The organism is Pedobacter sp. 22163, from assembly GCF_052045595.1.
In the GTDB taxonomy this organism is placed as follows: Bacteria; Bacteroidota; Bacteroidia; order Sphingobacteriales; family Sphingobacteriaceae; genus Pedobacter.
The window spans coordinates 668,550-688,170 of record NZ_JBQEPM010000001.1 but is presented as its reverse complement, the minus strand read 5'-3'; the positions used below and the strand labels follow the sequence as shown (position 1 = coordinate 688,170).

Below are 19,621 nucleotides of genomic sequence, written 5' to 3'. Positions count from 1 at the left end.
ATTGTTAGAGTCTTGCATCCTTTCTGTACTAATGTTTAATTTTAAATTTCCTGGGAAGGAAAATAATCTTGTCTGCGGATATTTAATTTCAACAATTTTGATTCCAATGTTGTGGGCTTAATTTTAAGCAAATCTGCAGCACCATTCTGCCCCCTAATTCTCCCATTAGCTATTTTGAGAACTGATATTAAATGGGCGCGTTCCGTCTCCATTTGTATCTGCTTAATATCGTCTAATGTTTCGATTGTGCTGATAGGGGACTTGCTAGTGGTCAGATCACTAAGTGGCTGCTTTAATGTTAATTTACTTGTTCCCTCATTTAATATAACAGAACGCTCTATTATATTTTCCAGCTCTCGTACATTGCCTGGCCATTGGTATTCATACAACTGCTCCATCATTTTTTCATCAACATCAGCTATAGGCTTATTGAATTCTTTACAGAATTTATTTTTGAAAAAGCTAACCAGCGCGGGAATATCGCTCTTGCGCTCCCTTAGTGGAACAATGGTAATTGGAAATATGTTAAGCCGATAATATAAGTCCAGCCTAAATTTCCCTGCCGCCACCTCTTTCTCCAGATTTCGGTTGGTTGCCGCAACCACACGAACGTCAACCTTAAATGGTGCATTGGCACCAACAGCATTTACCTCTTTTTCCTGCAGTACCCTGAGTAGTTTTACTTGCATATCTAGTGGAAGTTCTCCAATCTCGTCTAAAAAAATAGTTCCACCGCTTGCAAGTTCAAACTTCCCTTTTCTTTTTTCGGTCGCTCCCGTAAATGCACCCAGTACGTGTCCAAAAAGTTCCGATTCAATAAGCGTGGAAGGTATAGCTCCGCAATTCACCTGAATGAACGGCTGGTCTCTTCGCGGCGATAACTGGTGAACTGCACGTGCAATTTTCTCTTTACCTGTACCACTTTCCCCGAGTATCAGAACCGATGTATTGTATGGTGCAACCTGAACAGTAAGGTCCAAAGCAGCGAGCAGTAGAGAGTGGCGGCCAATAATTCCATTGAACTCATGACGCTCCAAAAGTTTTAGCTCATCATTAATGGGCTCCTGAGGGATTCCGATTACAGGAGAAATTGAAGGACGAAACATTTTCTCGGTAACATTACTCAGGTATTTCTTGAAGAGTTTTAATACTCCTGCGTGCTTCTGCGTATACAAGTCTCTTTGCCGACTATAAAACTGGTAGGAGAATGCAGTTCCGGCGCCAATATCCAATCGGAAAATCAGGTTAGATTCCATTTTGAAATGATCCATCCAAATTCTTTCGCTCGCGATTGTGGAATTGAGGTTGATCTCGATTTCCTCGGTGACATGCGAAAAGAATGCTGGTTCTTCAACGGTATTGAACGTTTTTTTGAGCAGAGATTGTTTTGGTTTCAGCGAGGTTATTAATTCAGTTTCAACAATGAACTCATATTCACTGAAACCTGTCCTTAAATAACCGCAGTTTACGTACCCACTAGCTGAATTAGCCTGGGTAACGATCAAATCAAATGGGATAAAGGTCCTGATCGCCTGACAAAGCTCCAATAATTTTTGCTTTGCTTCAGATTTTCCATTACTAATATCCATTAATTGTTTCTGTAATGATACTTCTTGTAAAAGCCTGGCCTCAAGATTGTTTTTCTGTCGGTACCAAGCAATATCCAGCGTTACGATTAGGTCTTTTTCACGAAAGGGCTTAACCAAAAAACCATAAGGATCGGTTTTTTTTGCTTCTTCCAACATGGCCTGGTTAGAATTCGCGGAAAGATAAACGAAAGCAATATGTTGTGCAGTCAATATTTTAGCTAAATCAATTCCTGAGCGCTCGCCATTAAGCATGATATCGAGTAAAACAATATCAGGCTTCTGCTTCTGCATCTGATCCAACGCTTCCTCGACGGATATCGCAATGCCGATTATGCTGTAACCTGCTTTTGCTAATATCAAACGAAGGTTACTTGCAACTATATATTCATCTTCAACGATGAGCACTTTTTTGGCCATAGGGTATAAATTTAGCTAAATTGTTTTTTCTGGATGAATGAATTTGATTTTTATTTGTACACCGTTATTATTTTCGATCTGAAACGTTCCCTTCAATTGCCTGGCAAGTCCCTGCATTAAGTCAAGACCAAGGGAATTCAAAGGTGATTTATCAATACCTTCCGGTAAGCCCGTTCCGTTATCCGCAATGAAGAGTAATAGATGGTCAGGACCTTCTTGCCCTAAAGAGATATTAACAATTCCAGCTTTGCTGTTCAGGAATGCATATTTTATTGAATTGACTATACTCTCGGTTATAATAAGACCTAAAGGAATAGCCTGGGTGACACCCAGGCTTAATTGTTCGATCTTCTGGTTAAAAATAATCCTGTGGTTATCATCAAAACTGTCACGAAGATAATGAATAAGTTCATCAATATATTCGGGCATAAATATCGTCGATACGCTATCATCCTGATATAACTTTTGATGAATCATTGACATAGCCTGCATTCTCCGCAAACTATCATTGACAGCCAAAATTGCAGCATCATTATCAAGATAGGTCGTTTGAGAGCTCAATAAGCTGGTAACCATCTGGAGATTATTCTTGACTCGGTGGTGGACTTCTTTAATCAACCATTCTTTCTCTTTCAAAAGCTTATCTTGTTGGGTGTTCATAGTTTCAAGGGAAGCATTTTTCTGATCCAATTCGCGCTGACTTTCTTCAAGTTCCCGGTTGGTTCTTTGTTTAAGCCGATATTGGCTAAATATAAGTGCAGTGATTATGGCCAGTAAAACGGACGCGGCAATGATAGCTTTTTGCATCAATTGCGTACGTTTCAATGCATCATCCTTAGCCTGCCCCGCTCTGGTAAGGGCATCAATATCGTTATTCTTTTTCTCCGTATCATTTTCGATTTGCAAAAGCGATACCTGATAGGCTTTGGTAACATTGTCTATCGAGTCTTTAATCCCCTGTGCCAATAAGTGGTGCTTAATGGCAGATTGATAGTTGCCCTGTAGCGAATCGAGCTTATAATACATAATTTCTACTGACCTGACACCTATAGGGAAATTAAAGGATTTGACAACTGCTGCGTATGCGTCTGCATATTGGTAGGCCAGTTTTATCTGTCGGGTCTCAATATAGTGAAAGGCGAGAAAATTATATGCAGTAATCCTATTGTTAAAATTGTCAGGTGGTATTTTTTTGAGAAGCCGTGTAACCTCGCCTGCATACAAAGCTGCCTGCTTATATTTTTTTGCATGGTTGAGGTTGCCTAGGAAGTAGGTCATGACATAAAGGGAATCCGCGTCATTCTTTGCATATTGCCAGACATTCCTCAACAATTTCATGGCATTATATAACTTATTGACTCTGGTATAGTTAAAAGCAGCAGAAATGGATATTGTAAAGATATAATCTGAATCTTTGTAATGCTTCGCGATTTCAAGCGCCTTTAACGCATATGGGAGCGCATTCTTATAATCCCTCATATAAGTGTATATACTTGAGGTAGTGAAGTTTATACTGGCAACGGTTAAGGTAGTGTCATTGACTGCTTTTGCTGATTTAATCGCAAGAAGCGAGTATTTTAAAGCGCTGGGAAAATCGCCAAGTTCATTCAGTGTTCGACCTATAAGCCAATATATTCCCTGAATGGACTTATTTCCGATCGCCTTATTAACATTGATGGCCTCAAACAGCATTTTTATTGCTTCCATATGTTGTCTGTTCAGCAGCAACATTTCCGCATCACCTTGTAAGGAAGAGGCGAGCCGATAAAAATTATGGGTTTTTCTGAAAATAACACTCGCTTTTCGGTAGTAGCCCATTCTCTTAACCAGTTGCTCTGGCTTCGATATGGAGTAGTGCTGCCCGATAACGATGTATGATTCCGCTATCCCCGTTGAGTCCATTATTTTAATTGAATAAGCTAAGGCCTGTCTTGCGGAGTTCAGGCCAGCCTTCGGCTCATTTTTCTTATTATATGAAAGTGCCCGCAGCAAAATGGCGTTAATGATGCCTTTAGTATATCCAATCCTGCGGCTTAAATACTCGGCATCTGCTGAAAACTTCATCGCTGAGTCTATTTCAAAGCCTCCACCGCCTGGCTTAACCAAAAGTACTCTTCCCAGAGCAATTTTTAGTTTTATCGTTGTCGTATCTGCATTGTGCCTGGAAAGCTGTTGTTTCAAGGTCGCGATTGGAAGTGCTTCCAGGTTGCTGTTTTGCGCCACTACAGAAATACTTGAAGCAATAAACACCATCAGCAGATTAAAAATTTTCATAAATAGGTTATGTTTCCTTAGGTATTCAAATTACGGTATAGGCTGGCGAAAGCCATCAAAACAACAGTAATAGTATTTATCAGAATTATAATAAATAGTGCCTTGGATTTTCAGATCGATATTGAATTATAAATATATTGATAGCATTTATGAATATCATTATTTCTGTTTATTCAGTTGTATGCTGACCTTCACGCATTCAACAGGACAATTACAGAATGCTAAAATTAATTGCTATGATTAGACAACATATTTTTTTTACTCTTGCTTTTTTGTTAGCCACTCCCACACTAAAAGGCCAGAATCAGAAACTGGATTCGGTTATAATAATACCCGTGGCAAAATACGATAGTGTGTCCAGATTGCACCGGCAAGTTTTTGGTGAAAACTATCGGAAAGATTATGCCAGGCCTGTCAAAGTTCCTGTTATCCGGCTCTCAGAAATTGCCGGTGGTCTTACCGCAATTCAAGCGGGAGGGGGGAATCAATCAAAAACACTGAGATTGATAGATGCCGCTGGTAAGGAATGGACGCTCAGGTCGGTAAAGAAATTTCCGGCGGTGTTACTTCCACTTCCACTTAGAGAAACATTTCTGCTAGATATTTTAGAGGATAACATGTCTGCGCAATACCCTTTCGGAGCATTGGTTGTTCCTGTTTTAGCTCAAGCCGTTGGGATTCCACATACTAATCCTTTGATTGGGGTTGTGGAGGGCGATATCGGGCTAGGGATTTTTGCAAAGGATTTTGTAAATACTCTCTGTCTTCTGGAGGAGCGGGAACCGCTGGGCGAATCAGACAATACCGCAAAAATGTTAAAGCAGGTAGCAAACAGTAATCGGTACCGGGTTGACTGGCAGACTTATTTAAAAGCAAAAGCATTGGATGTATTGCTGGGGGACTGGGATAGGCATGAGGATCAATGGCGTTGGGCAATGGAGGAGAAAACCGACAGGATTCAATACATTCCCGTACCTCGTGATCGGGATCAGGTATTCTACCGGTCGGACGGTATCGTGCAACGGCTTGCACAGTCCAGCTGGCTATTGCCCATGATGCAGGGCTATGAAAGAGATATTCGAAATATTAACTGGTTTTTATGGGAAGGCAGAAATTTAAACTCACAGATATTTTCTGGCGTCAGCCAGCTGGAATGGAAAAATACCATTAAAGAATTTTGTGCGGTTGTAACGGATTCCCTACTTTCCCAGGCATTGCTCAAACTTCCAGACCCGACAGATCCTGGTATCAAAGCGCAGATTCTAACGCAAATGAGAAAGCGGCGGGATGCGCTGCCTGATTTGATGGACCAGTATTATCTTTTTCTAAACAAAACAGTAGATGTGCCGCTCAGCGATCAGGATGAAATCGTCAGCCTGGTAGAAAAAGGCAATGGCTATATGCAGCTTGATATCTCCAGAGCCGGAGGGGGGAAAGCTGGCTCAAAGCTGATTCTCCAGCGGGAACTCGATCCGGCAATTACAAAAGAGTTGCGCATATTTCTTCGGGCGGGAAATGATAGTGTTTTCATGGAATCATTAAATTCAAAGATTAAGGTTCGTTTGGTAGGAGGGGAGGATATCAAAGATGTCAAGCTCAAGTGGAAGGGAAAGCCATTAATTTATTATGGAAAGCCTCAGGACCGTATTGACAGTTTTCATAACAAGCTGCGGACAAAATTGTCAGCCGATACCGCGAATTTCACTTATTACGCTACTAACCTTTATTCCCGAAAGCTAACTTTAGCCAATGTTGGTTTTAATGTAGATGATGGTGCCATGGTTGGCATTTCACATCGGTTCACCGCCCCGGGTTTTAGAAAACACCCTTTTGCAAGTATTCATTCGCTTTCTGCGCTATATGCATGGAATACCTCAGCTTTTAGCTTGCACTATCTGGGCGAGTGGATGAATTCAATTGGAAATCATGATATTCTTATTGATTTAGAGGTAAATGCACCGAACAACACACGCAATTATTTTGGCTCTGGAAATGAGAGTGTATTTGACCGTGAGTCCTCGCCTTTGAGTTTCTACAGGGCAAGGTTCAACCTTTATACCTTTAAGGCTTTGATAAGGAATCGCTGGGGTGCGAATAATGTTGCATTTGGCCCGTTATTCCAAAATTTTCATTATTCAGGATCAAAAAATATTGGAAAGTTTATTGAGCGTTATCTGGCGGGAGATAATTCTGGTATCCAGGTCAGTCAAAACAGTTTTCAGGCTGGTGCTGTCCTGCAGTTGATGATAGATAACAGGGATAAGGTAGTTCTTACGCAATCTGGAATCCTTTTGAAGTCAAGTCTTGAATTACTGACCGGGCTTGGGCAAAATGCCAGGCGCATTGGAGTGGTGAATTCTGAATTTACATTCTTTTTCAAACTGAATGAAAAAGGAAGTATGGTCTTTAGCAATCGCTTAGGTGGAGGTTTCAGTGCCGGAAAGCCTGAATTTTTTCAACTGCCATATTTAGGAGGCACCGATAACTTAACCGGTTATAGGAAGTTCCGATTTGCGGGTGATTACAGCGCGTTTAATAATGCTGAAATTCGGATAAGAATTGGATCATTTCTAAACTACATTCTTCCCGGGGAATTCGGATTCAATGCAATGCATGATTTCGGCAGGGTCTGGAAAAGGGGCGAGCATAGTGAACGGGTGCATCATGGTTTTGGGGCTGGGCTCTATTTCGCCCCAGCATCGTATGCGCGGATTAATTTGACTGCTGGTTATTCAAAGGAGGGGTTTTATCCTACGCTTACCCTTAAATCCCAACTATAATTTTCAAATAATACCCAAAATCACAGTGGGCTTATCGCTATAAATTCAAGAATAATTATTATTACTTTTCTGATTGTTGAATTCGCCTTGGGTCAAAATAAATTCAATAGGTTTACACAACTGTAACTCAAGGAATTCATAGGTTACAGGATAATTTTCAAAGCAAAAAAACATGAAAAAAATAGGAATAAACGGTTTAGGCCGCATTGGTAGAGCATCGCTAAAATTGATTCTGGATTCTGAGAATTTAAAGTTGGTTGCTGTAAATGACTTAATGAGTATAGAGAATGCTGTTTATCTCTTGAAATATGATAGTATTTATGGGCGGTATGAACGGGAAATTACCCATAGTGAAAATACGATTCATATAGGCGATAAATCTTTTCATTACAGCTCATTCCGGGAAATATCGGACCTTCCCTGGCGCGAATTTCAAGCGGAAGTGGTGATTGAAAGTACAGGGCTTTTCACCAACAGGGCAGATGCGGAAAAACACCTTGCTTCAGGAGCAAAATTCGTTGTTATATCGGGGCCAACCAAAGATACACCTACGATTGTCCATGGTGTGAACACCGAAGAAGGAAAAGTTAACATCTTCTCCTGCGCCAGTTGCACAACCAATAACATAAGTCCAATTATAGAAATTCTGGGCAGAAGAATTGGTATTAAAAAAGCGATTTTGAACACAACCCATGCCTATACTGCATCACAGACATTAATGGATGCTCCCTCAAAGAAGGAACCAAGAATGGGAAGAACAGCAGGAATCAACCTGGCACCAGCGGCAACAGGAGCTGCTCTTGCAACCACCAAAGCACTTCCGCAGTATGCTGGCAAATTTGACGGTGTAGCAGTCCGGGTTCCGGTTTCTGTGGGGTCAATTTCTGATATAACTTTTATCTCTGAGAGACCCACGACTGCAGACGAGATAAATGAGATTTTGTTAGCGGAATCTGTTTCAGAAAGGTATAAAAATGTCGTTGGTACAACAGATGAGCCGCTGGTTTCTACAGACATTATAAAGAGCCCGTTAGCTTCAATAGTGGATTTGGCGATGACCAGAGTGGTAGATGGTGATTTGGTAAAAGTGATGTCTTGGTATGATAATGAGTGGGGATTCACTAATCAGATGATTAGACAAATTAGTGTTTTATAAAAAGTTAAGCTTAAATTTAGTCTATGAACTACGCACAATTAGCCTTCACAGATTCAGTTAAGGCCTTACAGGAAAAGCTTGGCAGCCGGCTGAGTTATGAACGCATGGAAAAAAGAACTTTTGTTGACGGATTAACCGAATATGAAATTGACTTCATAAACCAGATAGATAGCTTTTATATTGCCTCATTTGGTGAGAATCAATATCCCTACATTCAGCACCGCGGAGGCCCTAAAGGTTTTATTAAGGTTATCGACGATACTTCAATCGGGATAGTTGACTTTACGGGAAACCGGCAATACATAACGGCAGCAAACATTTCCAAAAATCCAAATGTTGCACTCATACTTCTTTCCTATCCGCTGAAAGCGCGGCTGAAGATATACGCCAAAGCTGAAGTTGTCGAAATTGGTAAAAATCCGGGACTTTATGAACTTTTAAAACCCGAGAGTTATAAAAATAAGCCTGAATGGATGTTAACCTTTAGAATATCGGCTTACGACTGGAACTGTCCACAGCATATTGTACCAAAATATACCCTTGAGGAAATTGAGGAACTATTAAAGCCGCAGAAAGAATATATTGAGCAGCTTGAACAAGAAATCAAGAAATTAAAAGCAATTTAATAGAAACAGCGTTTCGGCTATAATTTCGCGTGTTGCTATGCGACTTTCTTTAAAATTTCAGACCATTAAGCGTTAATTTATATATTCGTTATCTACATAAAATAAAAAAAGAAAGACTACAGGGTTCTAAAATATCCGCTAATACATTTTAACCTCGACGAATTTCAGAACAACAGCATTGGTTTTTTAACAGCTTAAATAAAGTGGGCAATTCTTCAATTGCGAAAGTCCAGTTTAAATATTTTCGTACAGCTGCACAAATCGAAACCATACGCTACGATCCAGGGATAGAAATCAGCGCTTATTCTTTGCTGAATTAAATAAGGCCTTACATTTGGCGTGTAAGGCCTTATTGTTATCTTAATTTCTTCATAAAGCTTTGTATTAAACCCGCTACCTCTTCACCGCGTTCCTCTAAAAGGAAATGCCCTCCGGAAAAAAGATGAATTTCTGCATGAAGTAAATCTTTCTTGTAAGCGGTTGCTCCGGCGCCGGGGAATATTTTATCATTCTTACCCCAGACCAAAAGAGCTGGCGGCTGATGCTTTCTAAGGTAAGTTTGCCACTGCGGATATTTCGGGAAATTGTTTTTATAATCGCTAAACAGTACCTTCTGAATGTCTTTAATACCGGGCTGCTCAAAAAAGAAGTGGTCCATATTATAACTATCTGGACTGATGCGATTGGGTTGGTTTGAACCATATAGATACTGCTCCTTTATTCCTTCAAACGACATCATGTAATTAACAGCCGCTTTCAAGCCCTCGGTGTCGTTTGCGGCGCTTAGTGCACCAATTTTCTGTACATCCGGACCAATTCCTTCTACATACATGTTAGCGTTCTGAATGATTAATGCCTTAACCAATTCGGGCCTCCGATTAATGATTCTAAATCCAACTGGACCGCCATAATCCTGTAGATAAAAGGTAATGGAATTTAGCTTAAGTTCATCTATAAATTTTTCAATAATCTCTGATAAATGGTCAAAGGTGTAACTGAACGTTTCGGGCGAAGGACTACTGCTCATCCCGAATCCAGGATAATCAGGTGCAATTAGATGATAGTCAGGTGCCAGCTTCGTGATTAGATTCCTGTACATGTGGGATGATGAGGGAAAGCCATGCAAAAGTAATATGACTGGTTTTCCAAGGTCACCCGCCTCCCGATAAAATATTTCTGTATCCCCAACTTTGATTTTATGAAATTCGATAAGATTCGATGTTTGTGAATGCTTTTTTAATACAGGTGCATCCATTGGTTTTTTATTTCCTTGCGTATTTTGTGCGTGGGTTGTTGTCAAGCCTGTTGTTACTATTCCAACTACAATGATGAGAATGCTGAGTTTTTTCATTTTTCTTCTTTAAATCGTTTATTTCTGTTTAATCAAGTGGAAGCCGTCGCAGCGTGCGCTTTACGGATATTTACAATGTAAGTTGACAGAGACATCAGCATCGTAAACGCCTTTCAGTTTCATGGATAGCAAGGTCATTAATACTTGCATATCTCTTTCTCATTAATCCGTCTTCATCGAACTCCCAGTTTTCGTTACCGTAGGCTCTAAACCATTGGGATTGAATATTTTGGTACTCATACTCGAATCTAACCGCGATCCGGTTATCATGGAATGACCAGAGTTCCTTTTTAAGACGGTAGTTCAACTCTTTTTTCCATTTTTTTTCTAAGAATTTAACGATTTCTTCTCTTCCGTTAATGAAAGTGTCCCTGTTACGCCATTCGCTATCTAAAGTGTAGGCAAGGGCTATTCTAAGCGGATCCTGTGAGTTCCAGGCATCTTCCGCAAGTTGAACTTTTTGTAGGGCTGTCTGGAGATTAAATGGGGGTATTAACGGTATGGTTTCCATTTTTTTTTTTAATTTATTTACAATGCTTAATTGAATAGTTTTGTGGGGATTCCGGGTTCAAGAAAGATCAGCTGATTCCCGATACCTAAAATATTGAAAGCCTCCTGTAGATTGTCATTGTTTTCTGTGTAGTGTGACCAGCCTTCTGAGTGGACGGGCACTATTAGGGAATGCCTGAATGCAGCTGCGGTATCCAAGGCGTCGTTGGTACCCATTGTCAAATTGAAAGGACCACGGGGCCTTGCCGCGCCAGCGAAAATAAACACATATGACGGATTTATTTGCTTTGCCAGTTTTTCGATTTCATCGTAGTAAACGGTGTCACCGGTAATGTATAGACTCTGCATAAGCTCGCCCTGGATGCTCAGGTGGAAACCGACGACTTCGCCGGTTATTTTTTCGATACCGGAGGGTCCGTGCCTCGCAGGTGTGGCCGTAACAACCAGTCGGCCACCCGCAGGAATCTGAAATTCCATGGATTCCCCGGGAGAAAGACCAATACTGTTTCCTCTCAATCGTTCTGCCCCCGACCTGGTTGTCAGAACCGCACCGGTCTGGGCCAGAAAACGTCGACCAGCATGATCAAGATTGTCAAAGTGATGATCATGACTTAGCAAAACTACATCTACATATTCTGGGGGAATAACCGCAGGTCCTTTGAGTTTGGTTTCAGTCATGTGCTCGTTGAGTTTAAAAAAACTTCCAGCCTCATCCAATGTCGGATCTGTCATTAATCTTAAGCCTCCTATATCAAAGAGTACCGTCGGACCGCCAATATAGGTGACAGAAAAAGGTAGATTTTTATTCTTTTCCATTATATTTATATGCTAATTAAAGAATCATTTTTTTGGCATGTGCCACCGTTCAATAGATGATTTCCTGGATTTGATTTCTACTTCAATTGGAGGATTTTCAGTATTCGGGAGGCTTATAAAATAATTTAACTTATTATCGTAGACTGATTTGTATTTCATGCGCGTCGCAGTTTTGGCAAATGTGCTTCTACCGGCAATCGAGATTTGCAAAGAGTCAGGGATTTTGCCGCTGTCAGGGTTAAAAGTGATTTGTCCGGAAAAGAATATACTGAAGTAGGAGAATATCACTCCGCTTATACAAGCTAGTTTTTTCATTTTAATACTCATGGCTTAAAATTTAATTCTGATTTAAAGATTATGCTGCTTCCTTCTTTTTCAGTCAATCCCCACGGTGACTAAGAAATGCGCCTAGCTTAGGTAGTCTAAGGCTGCGTTATCTATGATCATTATTTCTGCGGAACATGCCTATTGCCAAGGCCTATCAGCAGTTATTTTTTATCAGCTACGAAACTTTCCTGATTTACATCTTTTAAAAAGCCGATAAGGGCGTTAAAGTAATTGCTCTGATCATCATACATGGCCATGTGGCTGCCATCCGGACATAGATATAGCCTGCTTTTGGGAATTAGCTGTGCTTCTTCTTTCATACTTTTAGGGTTCATCTCGTCATAAACCCCGCCGAGTACCAATGTCGGTACCTTGATGTTTGGTAATTTATCCCAGAAGTCCCAGTTCCGTAAGCTGCCAGTAACATGAAATTCATCTATTCCCTGCATCTGCAGATATATCGTCTGGTTGGGCTTTTTAAATGCTCTTACTAAGGGTTCTGGCCATTGCTCAAGAGGAAGCCGGCAAATCACCTTAGTGTAAAGTTTCTCGTTTAGGAGCGAGGAATAATCAGGAGAAGAATAAGCCTTAGCTCTATCCAATGAGTCAAACAATCGTTTTTCCTCTCCTGTAATGAGTTTCGACTTTAGCACAGCACTATAGTCAACAAAGTCCGCAATGCTGGCGGTCATGTTGGAAAGGACAGCACCCTTAACATGTTTCTGGTATTTGTTTAGGTATTCCATAGCCAGCAGGCTTCCCCAGGAATGCCCCAGAATGTAAAAGTTATCCAGACCCAGTCCCTTTCTTACCTGTTCAACTTCTTCAACAAAACGAGCAGTGTTCCAAAGTGTTGTGTCTGTAGGAACATCGGAATAGCCGCTGCCAAGTTGGTCATAATAATAAAATTCAATACCTTCTTTTGGGAGAAAGTCTTCAAAACATTCGAAATAATCATGTGAAAACCCCGGACCGCCATGTAAAAGCAAAACTTTGATTTTCCCTTCTCCAACCTTTTTCGTCCACACGTTATACTTTCCATCAATGGAAATGAGCTTGCTGCCACCTGTTTTTATGTTTCTTATTGCGTTGGACTGCAACTCCGTTCTCTTTTCGGGAGAGCCGCAGGCAATAACTAGAGAAATTGATGCGAGTATGAGCATCAGTTTGAAAGGGGTTTGATGTAGTGTTTTCATTGTATAAGGAATGTAATTTATTGTTATTGCAAGAGCCATGAACTTAGGCAGGATTACCTATCAGAATGAGGTGCCGGGATGCTGAATTCGTGCGAACCTACATTTTTTCTCCTTCCCAGATCAAACGGAAAACTTGCACGACAAAAATAATCCGGGACAACGTTTGTTTTATATAATGCTAATCATATAACTTATCAGCATTGTAATAATTGAGAAGGCACCATTAGGTTTTATTCCATAGTCTGATTTTCTACACTATTTTGATCGCCCGATTTTGTTGCCCGAGCTTTAAAGGGTTGCCTCGGAATTCAAGAGGCTGAGCCAGATTACCGGTAAATAAAATTTCTGTTTGCATTAAATCCAGGAAACTACGCAATATAGGTTGCCATCAAAAAACTGATAAATCATATCATTAAACTGCGATACATAGTATTGAGTTGCCAGCGTAGTTTTACTTCAGGAAAACAGTACATCAATACTCTTATCCCTCGGGGCGGTTACGCCGATTAATGCAGTTCGACTGGGGGTTGAGTTAAAAAAATATCCACTAAAATTAATGAATATGTCTAATATCCTGCAGATTATTTCAAGCCCAAGAGGTGGGGCGTCAAATAGTATAAAACTATCAGAGGCGATTATTGATAGATTGAAATTAAACTATCCTTCAGCCACACTACACATCAAGGATCTCACCAAGGCACCTTTTCCCCACCTAGAGGAGGTACATCTGAACGCTTTTTTTACAGATGTGGAAAAACATACCGGGGAGCATAGGGAGGCAATAAAACATTCTAATTCAGCAATAGAAGAGCTCAACTGGGCAGATTTTGTAGTGATTGGTGCACCGATGTATAATTTTGGGGTTTCATCAACATTGAAAGCCTGGTTTGACCACATAACCCGCGCAGGAATTACCTTTAAATATACTGACAAGGGCCCTATTGGACTGCTTAGTGGAAAGAAGGTTTTTCTTGCTGTCACAACTGGTGGCATATACAGCTTAGGGGAGGAAATAAAAAAGGATTTTTTAACTCCATATTTAAAATTCATGTTGACTTTTATTGGGATGAATGATATAACTGTATGCCGGGCCGAGGGATTTGCATTATCTGAAACGCGTGATACTGCCCTGGAAAAAGCGATTGGAAGCATCAAAATCTAACAGAAAAGGTTCGTTTCAGGCTGCCATGTTAAGCTCAAAGCGGTTTGACTGAGTTGGAGCAGACGCTTAGAAAAAGCAATTAGAAATGCAATGATTGGCATAAAGTATTTATTGAAAATATCAGCTTTAGTTTTGATTGCAGCCTTCGCTGGGGAAAATGTACAGGCACAAAGTTTTATGTTGCTTAGGTTTGATGAGGATTATACCCATCTGGCGGATTCGAGCAGAAACTTATATAACCGCCTGAAGCATTCACAAATTTTCTCTTCTGGTCCGGTGATACTGTCAATTGGCGGTGAAATACGTTCTGAGTGGGCACTTAAAGAGGATGAAAACTGGATTGCCAATCAGGGGTTCAATTACTCCTTTCTTCAGCGTTATTCCCTGCACGCGGGCGTTCGTTCCGGTGATAATTTCAGGTTTTTTGCGCAGTTAAACAGCAGCCTTGAAAATGGCAGTAAATATGCAGTTTCAACCTTAGATGAGGACAAGCTTGACGTTCAGGACCTTTTTATAGATTACGACTTTTCGTCCACTCCTGAACAGCAACTTCTACTTAGGATTGGCCGTCAAGAGCTCGATTATGGTTCGGGTAGGTTAATTTCAGTTAGAGACGGAAACAACAGTCGTCAGTATTTTACCGGTTTAAAGTTCTCTTACAATAAACCAAAGGTGAGAATTGATGCTTTTGTTTTAGCCATAGATAGAACTAATCCAGGCTTGTTTGACAATCAAACCAAATTGCAGGGAAACCTTTGGGGCGCCTATTCAGACATTAGGTCTGCTCAAACCGGTAATTTTGACTTCTATTATCTTGGTGCCATGCGGGAGCAGTCTCGATTTGAAGCGGGAACGGACAGGGAAGTCCGGCATACTGTGGCGATTCGTCACTGGAAGGATGATAAACTCTTTATGTATAATATAGAGACAGCCTACCAGTTCGGAAAGTTTGGTCAAAATCAAATCAGCGCATGGACGCTGGCTATCGAACTGCGTTATAGATTTAACGGGGTTAAATTTACACCGACGGTGAACCTGCGGAATGATTACATATCAGGAGACAAAAATGCATTGGATAAAAAATTGAATAGTTTTAACCCTTTATACCCGAAAGGTGGTTACTTTGGATTTAATCCGTTAATCGGACCATCCAACCTCATAGATATTCATCCATATCTGACACTCAACTTTACCGATAGATTTTTATTTCAGATCGACCTGGTTTATAACTGGCGGTATTCACTCCAGGACGGCATCTTTCACCCAAGTGGAAGCTTCAATATTGCAGGCTCAAATTCCATAGCGCGTTACATTGGCACGACCTATTTGTTGAGTGCAGATTACCGGATTAATAATCATTTTTCCTTGAGTGCCGGCTACCAATATTTTAGAGTCGGTGGTTTTATTAAAGACGTCGTTCCCATTAATGCAAACTCCAGGTTTTTCAATACACAGCTTTCTTATAAATTTTAATGCTTTTCCAGCTCCAGGATGGTTTGGGATTCGAAGCTACTAATAGTAAGCAGTTAACTTGTACTCGAAATCCTGGTTTGACAAGTGTAAAGAAGTTATATGCCAAAAAAAGGCAAATACTTAATTAAAAGTTTTGCCTTTGATGTTGAGCATTGTGATTTCTATTTAGCGGCTTTGATACTCGCTATAGAAATTGACCGGACTCCAATCCGGCAGTGCCTTTGGAACTCGCGGTGCGATTGTTTGATATTCCCGGGCGCCAAATATAACTTTGCCGTCCAGAATGGTTAGCACTGAGCGAATATCTTTTATTTTCTCCTCTTCAACGCCAAGGTAGTCAGCATTCAGAATGACCAAATCTGCCAGGAAATTTTTCTTCAGCATCCCGCGCTCGTTTTCCTGATGAATTAATGAAGCACTTCCCAGGGTATATATTTTCAGTGCGGATATCCTGTCCACCTGATTTTCGCTGGATGCGAATTTTAATCCACCCATTGACTTTCCGGATACAAATTGATAGATTCCGATCCAGGGATTGAAACTTGAGACCCTTGTGCCATCTGTACCACCCCCAACACGTAAACACTTGTTCAGCATTCTGCGGATGGGAGGTGTGTGGAGCGCAGCATTTTTTCCATATCTTGAAACAAATCCCTCAGCCTGGAAAGCCATGCGGTCTTGGATTGCTAACCCCCCGCCTAAAGCCTTTATCCGGTCTAGATTTGCATCGCTCACAGTTTCAGCATGGTCGAAAAACCAGGTCAAACCATTGAACGGTGTTTCCTGATTTACTTGTTCCATAACATTCAAAAATCTAGTGATACTCTCATTATAAGTTGCATGCAATCGAAATGGCCAACGGTTTTTTACCAGTTCACTTATTACCGCCTTCAGCTGATTCTCCATCGCCAGAGGAAGTTCAGGCCTTGGCTTGAGGAAATTTTCAAAATCTCCACCCGAGGCCACTAAGTTTTCCCCAGCGCCCAGCACACGATATTCAGTCGTCTGGTTTTTCACTTGAACGTCACTTTGATGTTCTGAAATATCAACCATACCGATCCATTTCAGGTAATCTTCCAATTCTGTTCCTGGTTTCTGAGCAAATAAGTAGTATGGTAACCTTACATTTAATTTCCGGCTAGTCGATAACATATCAGTAATTTGATAGTCATCCGGAAAATTCTGGAATCCGCCTCCGGCATCCATTACACTTGTCACACCCAATGAATTTAAATCGTATATGAACCGTTCTGTGGAATTGATTTTTTCTTCCATTGTAAGTTCGGGAAGCTTTGATAGTGTAGAATACAATATGAATGCATTGGGCTCGGCAACTAGAAGTCCTGTAGGTTCGCCATCCGGGTTCTTTTGGATTAGTCCGCCGGTTGGATTGGGTGTGTCGCCTGTGATGCCCAGGACTTGAATTCCCGCCTTATTTAAGAATGCTTGCCCATATAGATGCAAGATGAAGGCTGGGGTATCGCCTGTTGCAGCATTGATTTCATCCAGGGTAGGCAGGCGTTTTTCTTTAAACTGAAACTCACTCCATCCACCGACAACTCTTACCCATTGTCCTGTGGGTGTACGCAAAGCCTGTTCTTTGAGCATTGATAACGCGCCTGCCAGTGTGGTCACTCCATCCCACCTCAGTTCCGCATTATAAAACCGCCCACCGCGAATGACATGGAGATGGGAATCATAAATCCCGGGAATAACCGTTTTTCCTCTGGCGTCAATGACCTGTACATTCTTCCTGAGGTATTTTTTTATTCTTTGGTTACTTCCAAGTTCAATAATTCTATTACCCGCAATAGCAATTGCTTCAGCAGATGGCTGCTCGTCGTTCAGCGTGATGATTTTACCGTTTAGGATGATTTTGTCAACTTTCTGCTGGGAGAATACATTTCCCGAGAATGCAATGATCAAAAATATGGTTGTGTTTGTTAGTTTCATGACCTAGCGGAATGAAAGGGACAACGTTTATGCTGTCCCCGTGTATGTAATCCTTAATGTTTCATTACTTCCTTTGCATACTGGATGCCGATACCATATGCTCCTCCATATTGTTTAATAAGATCGGTAGTCGCATTGTACGTTTCTGATCTGGCCCAGTCTCTCTGCAGCTCTAACAGATACTGAAGTGATGTTATAGGGTGGACACCTGCTTTAACCATTCTGGTAATGGCCTGCTCGTGTGCTTCAGTGGAAACATCACCACTGGCATCAGTAATTACATACACCGTATATCCTTCATTGATCGCCGACAATGCCGGGCCAACTATACAAACACTTGTCCAGAGACCACCCATAACCAGTATTTTCTTACCCTTCCCTGTAATTGCCTTGTGCGCATTGACGTCTTCCCAGGAATTCATAGTGGTTCGATCAATAATAGTCGTTGAAGAAACCGGATAAAATGTACTGATTTCAGGAAATACAGGTCCGCTGAATGATTTTGCTGCCACAGTTGTGACCACTGTTGGTATGTTGAATATTTTGGATGCTCCGGCGCTCAATGCCGCATTATTCCTGAGCACTTCAATGGGCTGATTTTTGACAGCGAATGCCATCTGACTTTGATAGTCTATTAAAACCAGTGTATGGTTTGTAGGGTTCAGTAATTGCGGACTTGGCTTTTGTGCAAATCCATACATAGAAGTTATGAGACCAACTGATAATAGAATTAATTTTTTCATCTTATTTGATTTTGTAAAATAATTATGTGTGATAACAAATGTGTCTGCGCGGGACTTTTGTGTTTATTATGAAGCGCATATATTATTATTGGGGGAGGCTATCGCATCCAGAGCATAGAGTCCTACGGCTTAATACCCCCTAGGCTTTATGATCTTTTAATCTTACGGTCTAAAAAATTCTCAATTACTGCAGCCATCTCATCTCCCTTACTTTCAAGGGCAAAATGCCCCGCATCATACAAATGGTATTCAAGGTTTTTCACATCCTTTTTGTATGCTTCAGCTCCACTCACAGGAAAAATGTAATCGTTTTTTCCATAGACAATAAGCATTTCAGGGTTATGGTCTCTAAAGTATTGTTGCCATTTAGGATAGTTTGGTGGGTTAGTCCCGTAATCATAAAATAAGTTCAGTTGGATCTGGTTATTTTCGGGTCGTTCAAGATGGCGCAGATCGATCTCCCAATTATCAGGACTTATTACCGAGGTATCAGGTACCCCGTGAGTATATTGCCATTTTAACCCGTCCGGTTGATGAAAGGTTTCAAGCGTACTTTCTGCAGCTTTATCATTTCTGTCTTTCCAATAAGCCTTGAACGGGTCCCAGAAAGTTTCCAGGCCTTCTTCATAAGCGCAACCATTCTGGACAATCAATGTGTCAATTTTTTCTGGATTTGCCGAAGCGATCCTCCAGCCAACCGGGGCACCGTAATCCATCAGGTAAAGACTATACTTTGATATCTCCAGTTTTTGAAGCAAGGTGGAAATTATCTCGGCAAAGTTGTCAAACGTGTAATCAAAGTCTGCGATAGGAGGCTGTTCACTTCTTCCGTAACCAGGATAGTCAGGGGCGATTAAATGATATTTACCGGATAGACTGTCAATCAGGTTGCGGAACATGTGCGAGGATGTTGGATAGCCATGTAACAATACCAATGTTGGAGCCGTTTTCAGCCCAGCCTCGCGGTAGAAAATATTGACACCATTAATGTCAATGAATTGATACGTAGTTTGATTTTTCATAATCTTGCAATTAATTTTAACGTAAATATTGAGTGTACGCAGCTATAACTGATTTGTAATAGCGGCATATCAAAAGTACCGGCCAATGCCAAAAATTGTATATTAGCCTATTTATACCAGGTATTATTAAAATTATGAATGCCTAATTTCCAGATTCACACATAAGGTGATCACTACGTGGTGAGTATAACTATTGCCTGCCTATAATTAATTGACGAGGTCTCCG

General features: G+C 40.9%; 14 protein-coding genes. 5 read left to right on the top strand and 9 right to left on the bottom strand.

What is annotated here, in order from left to right:
- Positions 1–41: 41 nt before the first annotated feature.
- Both ACTJKN_RS02880 and ACTJKN_RS02875 read right to left on the bottom strand, forming a co-directional pair.
- Positions 42–2,006, bottom strand: a complete 1,965-nt coding sequence (locus ACTJKN_RS02880; protein WP_440822516.1) for a sigma 54-interacting transcriptional regulator — start codon at positions 2,004–2,006, stop codon at positions 42–44.
- 15 nt (positions 2,007–2,021) lie between these two features.
- The gene (locus tag ACTJKN_RS02875) at positions 2,022–4,280 is read right to left on the bottom strand and encodes a sensor histidine kinase (protein WP_440822515.1); all 2,259 of its coding nucleotides are present in this window, start codon (positions 4,278–4,280) and stop codon (positions 2,022–2,024) included.
- A gap of 236 nt (positions 4,281–4,516) precedes the next feature.
- Here ACTJKN_RS02875 and ACTJKN_RS02870 point away from each other — a divergent pair, with 236 nt between their 5' ends.
- The 3 genes from ACTJKN_RS02870 to ACTJKN_RS02860 all read left to right on the top strand — a co-directional run bounded on the left by ACTJKN_RS02870 (position 4,517) and on the right by ACTJKN_RS02860 (position 8,842).
- Positions 4,517–7,060, top strand: coding sequence for a BamA/TamA family outer membrane protein (locus ACTJKN_RS02870; protein WP_440822513.1), 2,544 nt, complete (start codon positions 4,517–4,519; stop codon positions 7,058–7,060).
- 172 nt (positions 7,061–7,232) lie between these two features.
- Positions 7,233–8,216 carry a type I glyceraldehyde-3-phosphate dehydrogenase gene (locus ACTJKN_RS02865; protein ID WP_440822511.1) on the top strand — a complete coding sequence of 328 codons (984 nt, stop codon included), beginning with the start codon at positions 7,233–7,235 and terminating at the stop codon, positions 8,214–8,216.
- A 23-nt stretch (positions 8,217–8,239) separates the two neighbouring features.
- A complete protein-coding gene (locus ACTJKN_RS02860; protein ID WP_440822509.1) occupies positions 8,240–8,842 on the top strand; it encodes a pyridoxamine 5'-phosphate oxidase family protein in 603 nt (200 codons plus the stop codon).
- A gap of 355 nt (positions 8,843–9,197) precedes the next feature.
- Here ACTJKN_RS02860 and ACTJKN_RS02855 read toward each other — a convergent pair whose 3' ends face one another.
- The 4 genes from ACTJKN_RS02855 to ACTJKN_RS02840 form a co-directional block, all read right to left on the bottom strand.
- Positions 9,198–10,193, bottom strand: coding sequence for an alpha/beta fold hydrolase (locus ACTJKN_RS02855; protein WP_440822507.1), 996 nt, complete (start codon positions 10,191–10,193; stop codon positions 9,198–9,200).
- Between the two features lie 94 nt (positions 10,194–10,287).
- Complete coding sequence (locus ACTJKN_RS02850) at positions 10,288–10,704, bottom strand: DUF1348 family protein (RefSeq protein WP_440822505.1); 417 nt, start codon at positions 10,702–10,704, stop codon at positions 10,288–10,290.
- A gap of 26 nt (positions 10,705–10,730) precedes the next feature.
- The gene (locus ACTJKN_RS02845; protein ID WP_440822503.1) at positions 10,731–11,519 is read right to left on the bottom strand and encodes an MBL fold metallo-hydrolase; all 789 of its coding nucleotides are present in this window, start codon (positions 11,517–11,519) and stop codon (positions 10,731–10,733) included.
- Between the two features lie 488 nt (positions 11,520–12,007).
- Positions 12,008–13,042, bottom strand: coding sequence for a proline iminopeptidase-family hydrolase (locus tag ACTJKN_RS02840; protein ID WP_440822502.1), 1,035 nt, complete (start codon positions 13,040–13,042; stop codon positions 12,008–12,010).
- A gap of 562 nt (positions 13,043–13,604) precedes the next feature.
- Here ACTJKN_RS02840 and ACTJKN_RS02835 point away from each other — a divergent pair.
- Positions 13,605–14,204 (top strand): FMN-dependent NADH-azoreductase, encoded by a 600-nt coding sequence (locus ACTJKN_RS02835; protein WP_440822500.1) that lies wholly within the window; start codon positions 13,605–13,607, stop codon positions 14,202–14,204.
- 90 nt (positions 14,205–14,294) lie between these two features.
- The gene (locus tag ACTJKN_RS02830) at positions 14,295–15,677 is read left to right on the top strand and encodes an alginate export family protein (protein ID WP_440822498.1); all 1,383 of its coding nucleotides are present in this window, start codon (positions 14,295–14,297) and stop codon (positions 15,675–15,677) included.
- A 165-nt stretch (positions 15,678–15,842) separates the two neighbouring features.
- On the opposite strand, the gene ACTJKN_RS02825 is transcribed toward ACTJKN_RS02830, so the two are convergent.
- The 3 genes from ACTJKN_RS02825 to ACTJKN_RS02815 form a co-directional block, all read right to left on the bottom strand.
- Positions 15,843–17,630 carry an amidohydrolase gene (locus ACTJKN_RS02825; RefSeq protein ID WP_440822497.1) on the bottom strand — a complete coding sequence of 596 codons (1,788 nt, stop codon included), beginning with the start codon at positions 17,628–17,630 and terminating at the stop codon, positions 15,843–15,845.
- 53 nt (positions 17,631–17,683) lie between these two features.
- Positions 17,684–18,373 carry a hydrolase gene (locus ACTJKN_RS02820; RefSeq protein WP_440822495.1) on the bottom strand — a complete coding sequence of 230 codons (690 nt, stop codon included), beginning with the start codon at positions 18,371–18,373 and terminating at the stop codon, positions 17,684–17,686.
- A 146-nt stretch (positions 18,374–18,519) separates the two neighbouring features.
- Positions 18,520–19,395, bottom strand: a complete 876-nt coding sequence (locus ACTJKN_RS02815; protein ID WP_440822493.1) for an alpha/beta fold hydrolase — start codon at positions 19,393–19,395, stop codon at positions 18,520–18,522.
- Between the last annotated feature and the right edge of the window lie 226 nt (positions 19,396–19,621).

Coding starts and splice junctions, on each gene's coding strand:
- ACTJKN_RS02880 (WP_440822516.1), bottom strand. CDS start 2,006: ATGGCCAAAAAAGTGCTCATCGTTGAAGATGAATATATAGTTGCAAGT.
- ACTJKN_RS02875 (WP_440822515.1), bottom strand. CDS start 4,280: ATGAAAATTTTTAATCTGCTGATGGTGTTTATTGCTTCAAGTATTTCT.
- ACTJKN_RS02870 (WP_440822513.1), top strand. CDS start 4,517: ATGATTAGACAACATATTTTTTTTACTCTTGCTTTTTTGTTAGCCACT.
- ACTJKN_RS02865 (WP_440822511.1), top strand. CDS start 7,233: ATGAAAAAAATAGGAATAAACGGTTTAGGCCGCATTGGTAGAGCATCG.
- ACTJKN_RS02860 (WP_440822509.1), top strand. CDS start 8,240: ATGAACTACGCACAATTAGCCTTCACAGATTCAGTTAAGGCCTTACAG.
- ACTJKN_RS02855 (WP_440822507.1), bottom strand. CDS start 10,193: ATGAAAAAACTCAGCATTCTCATCATTGTAGTTGGAATAGTAACAACA.
- ACTJKN_RS02850 (WP_440822505.1), bottom strand. CDS start 10,704: ATGGAAACCATACCGTTAATACCCCCATTTAATCTCCAGACAGCCCTA.
- ACTJKN_RS02845 (WP_440822503.1), bottom strand. CDS start 11,519: ATGGAAAAGAATAAAAATCTACCTTTTTCTGTCACCTATATTGGCGGT.
- ACTJKN_RS02840 (WP_440822502.1), bottom strand. CDS start 13,042: ATGAAAACACTACATCAAACCCCTTTCAAACTGATGCTCATACTCGCA.
- ACTJKN_RS02835 (WP_440822500.1), top strand. CDS start 13,605: ATGTCTAATATCCTGCAGATTATTTCAAGCCCAAGAGGTGGGGCGTCA.
- ACTJKN_RS02830 (WP_440822498.1), top strand. CDS start 14,295: ATGATTGGCATAAAGTATTTATTGAAAATATCAGCTTTAGTTTTGATT.
- ACTJKN_RS02825 (WP_440822497.1), bottom strand. CDS start 17,630: ATGAAACTAACAAACACAACCATATTTTTGATCATTGCATTCTCGGGA.
- ACTJKN_RS02820 (WP_440822495.1), bottom strand. CDS start 18,373: ATGAAAAAATTAATTCTATTATCAGTTGGTCTCATAACTTCTATGTAT.
- ACTJKN_RS02815 (WP_440822493.1), bottom strand. CDS start 19,395: ATGAAAAATCAAACTACGTATCAATTCATTGACATTAATGGTGTCAAT.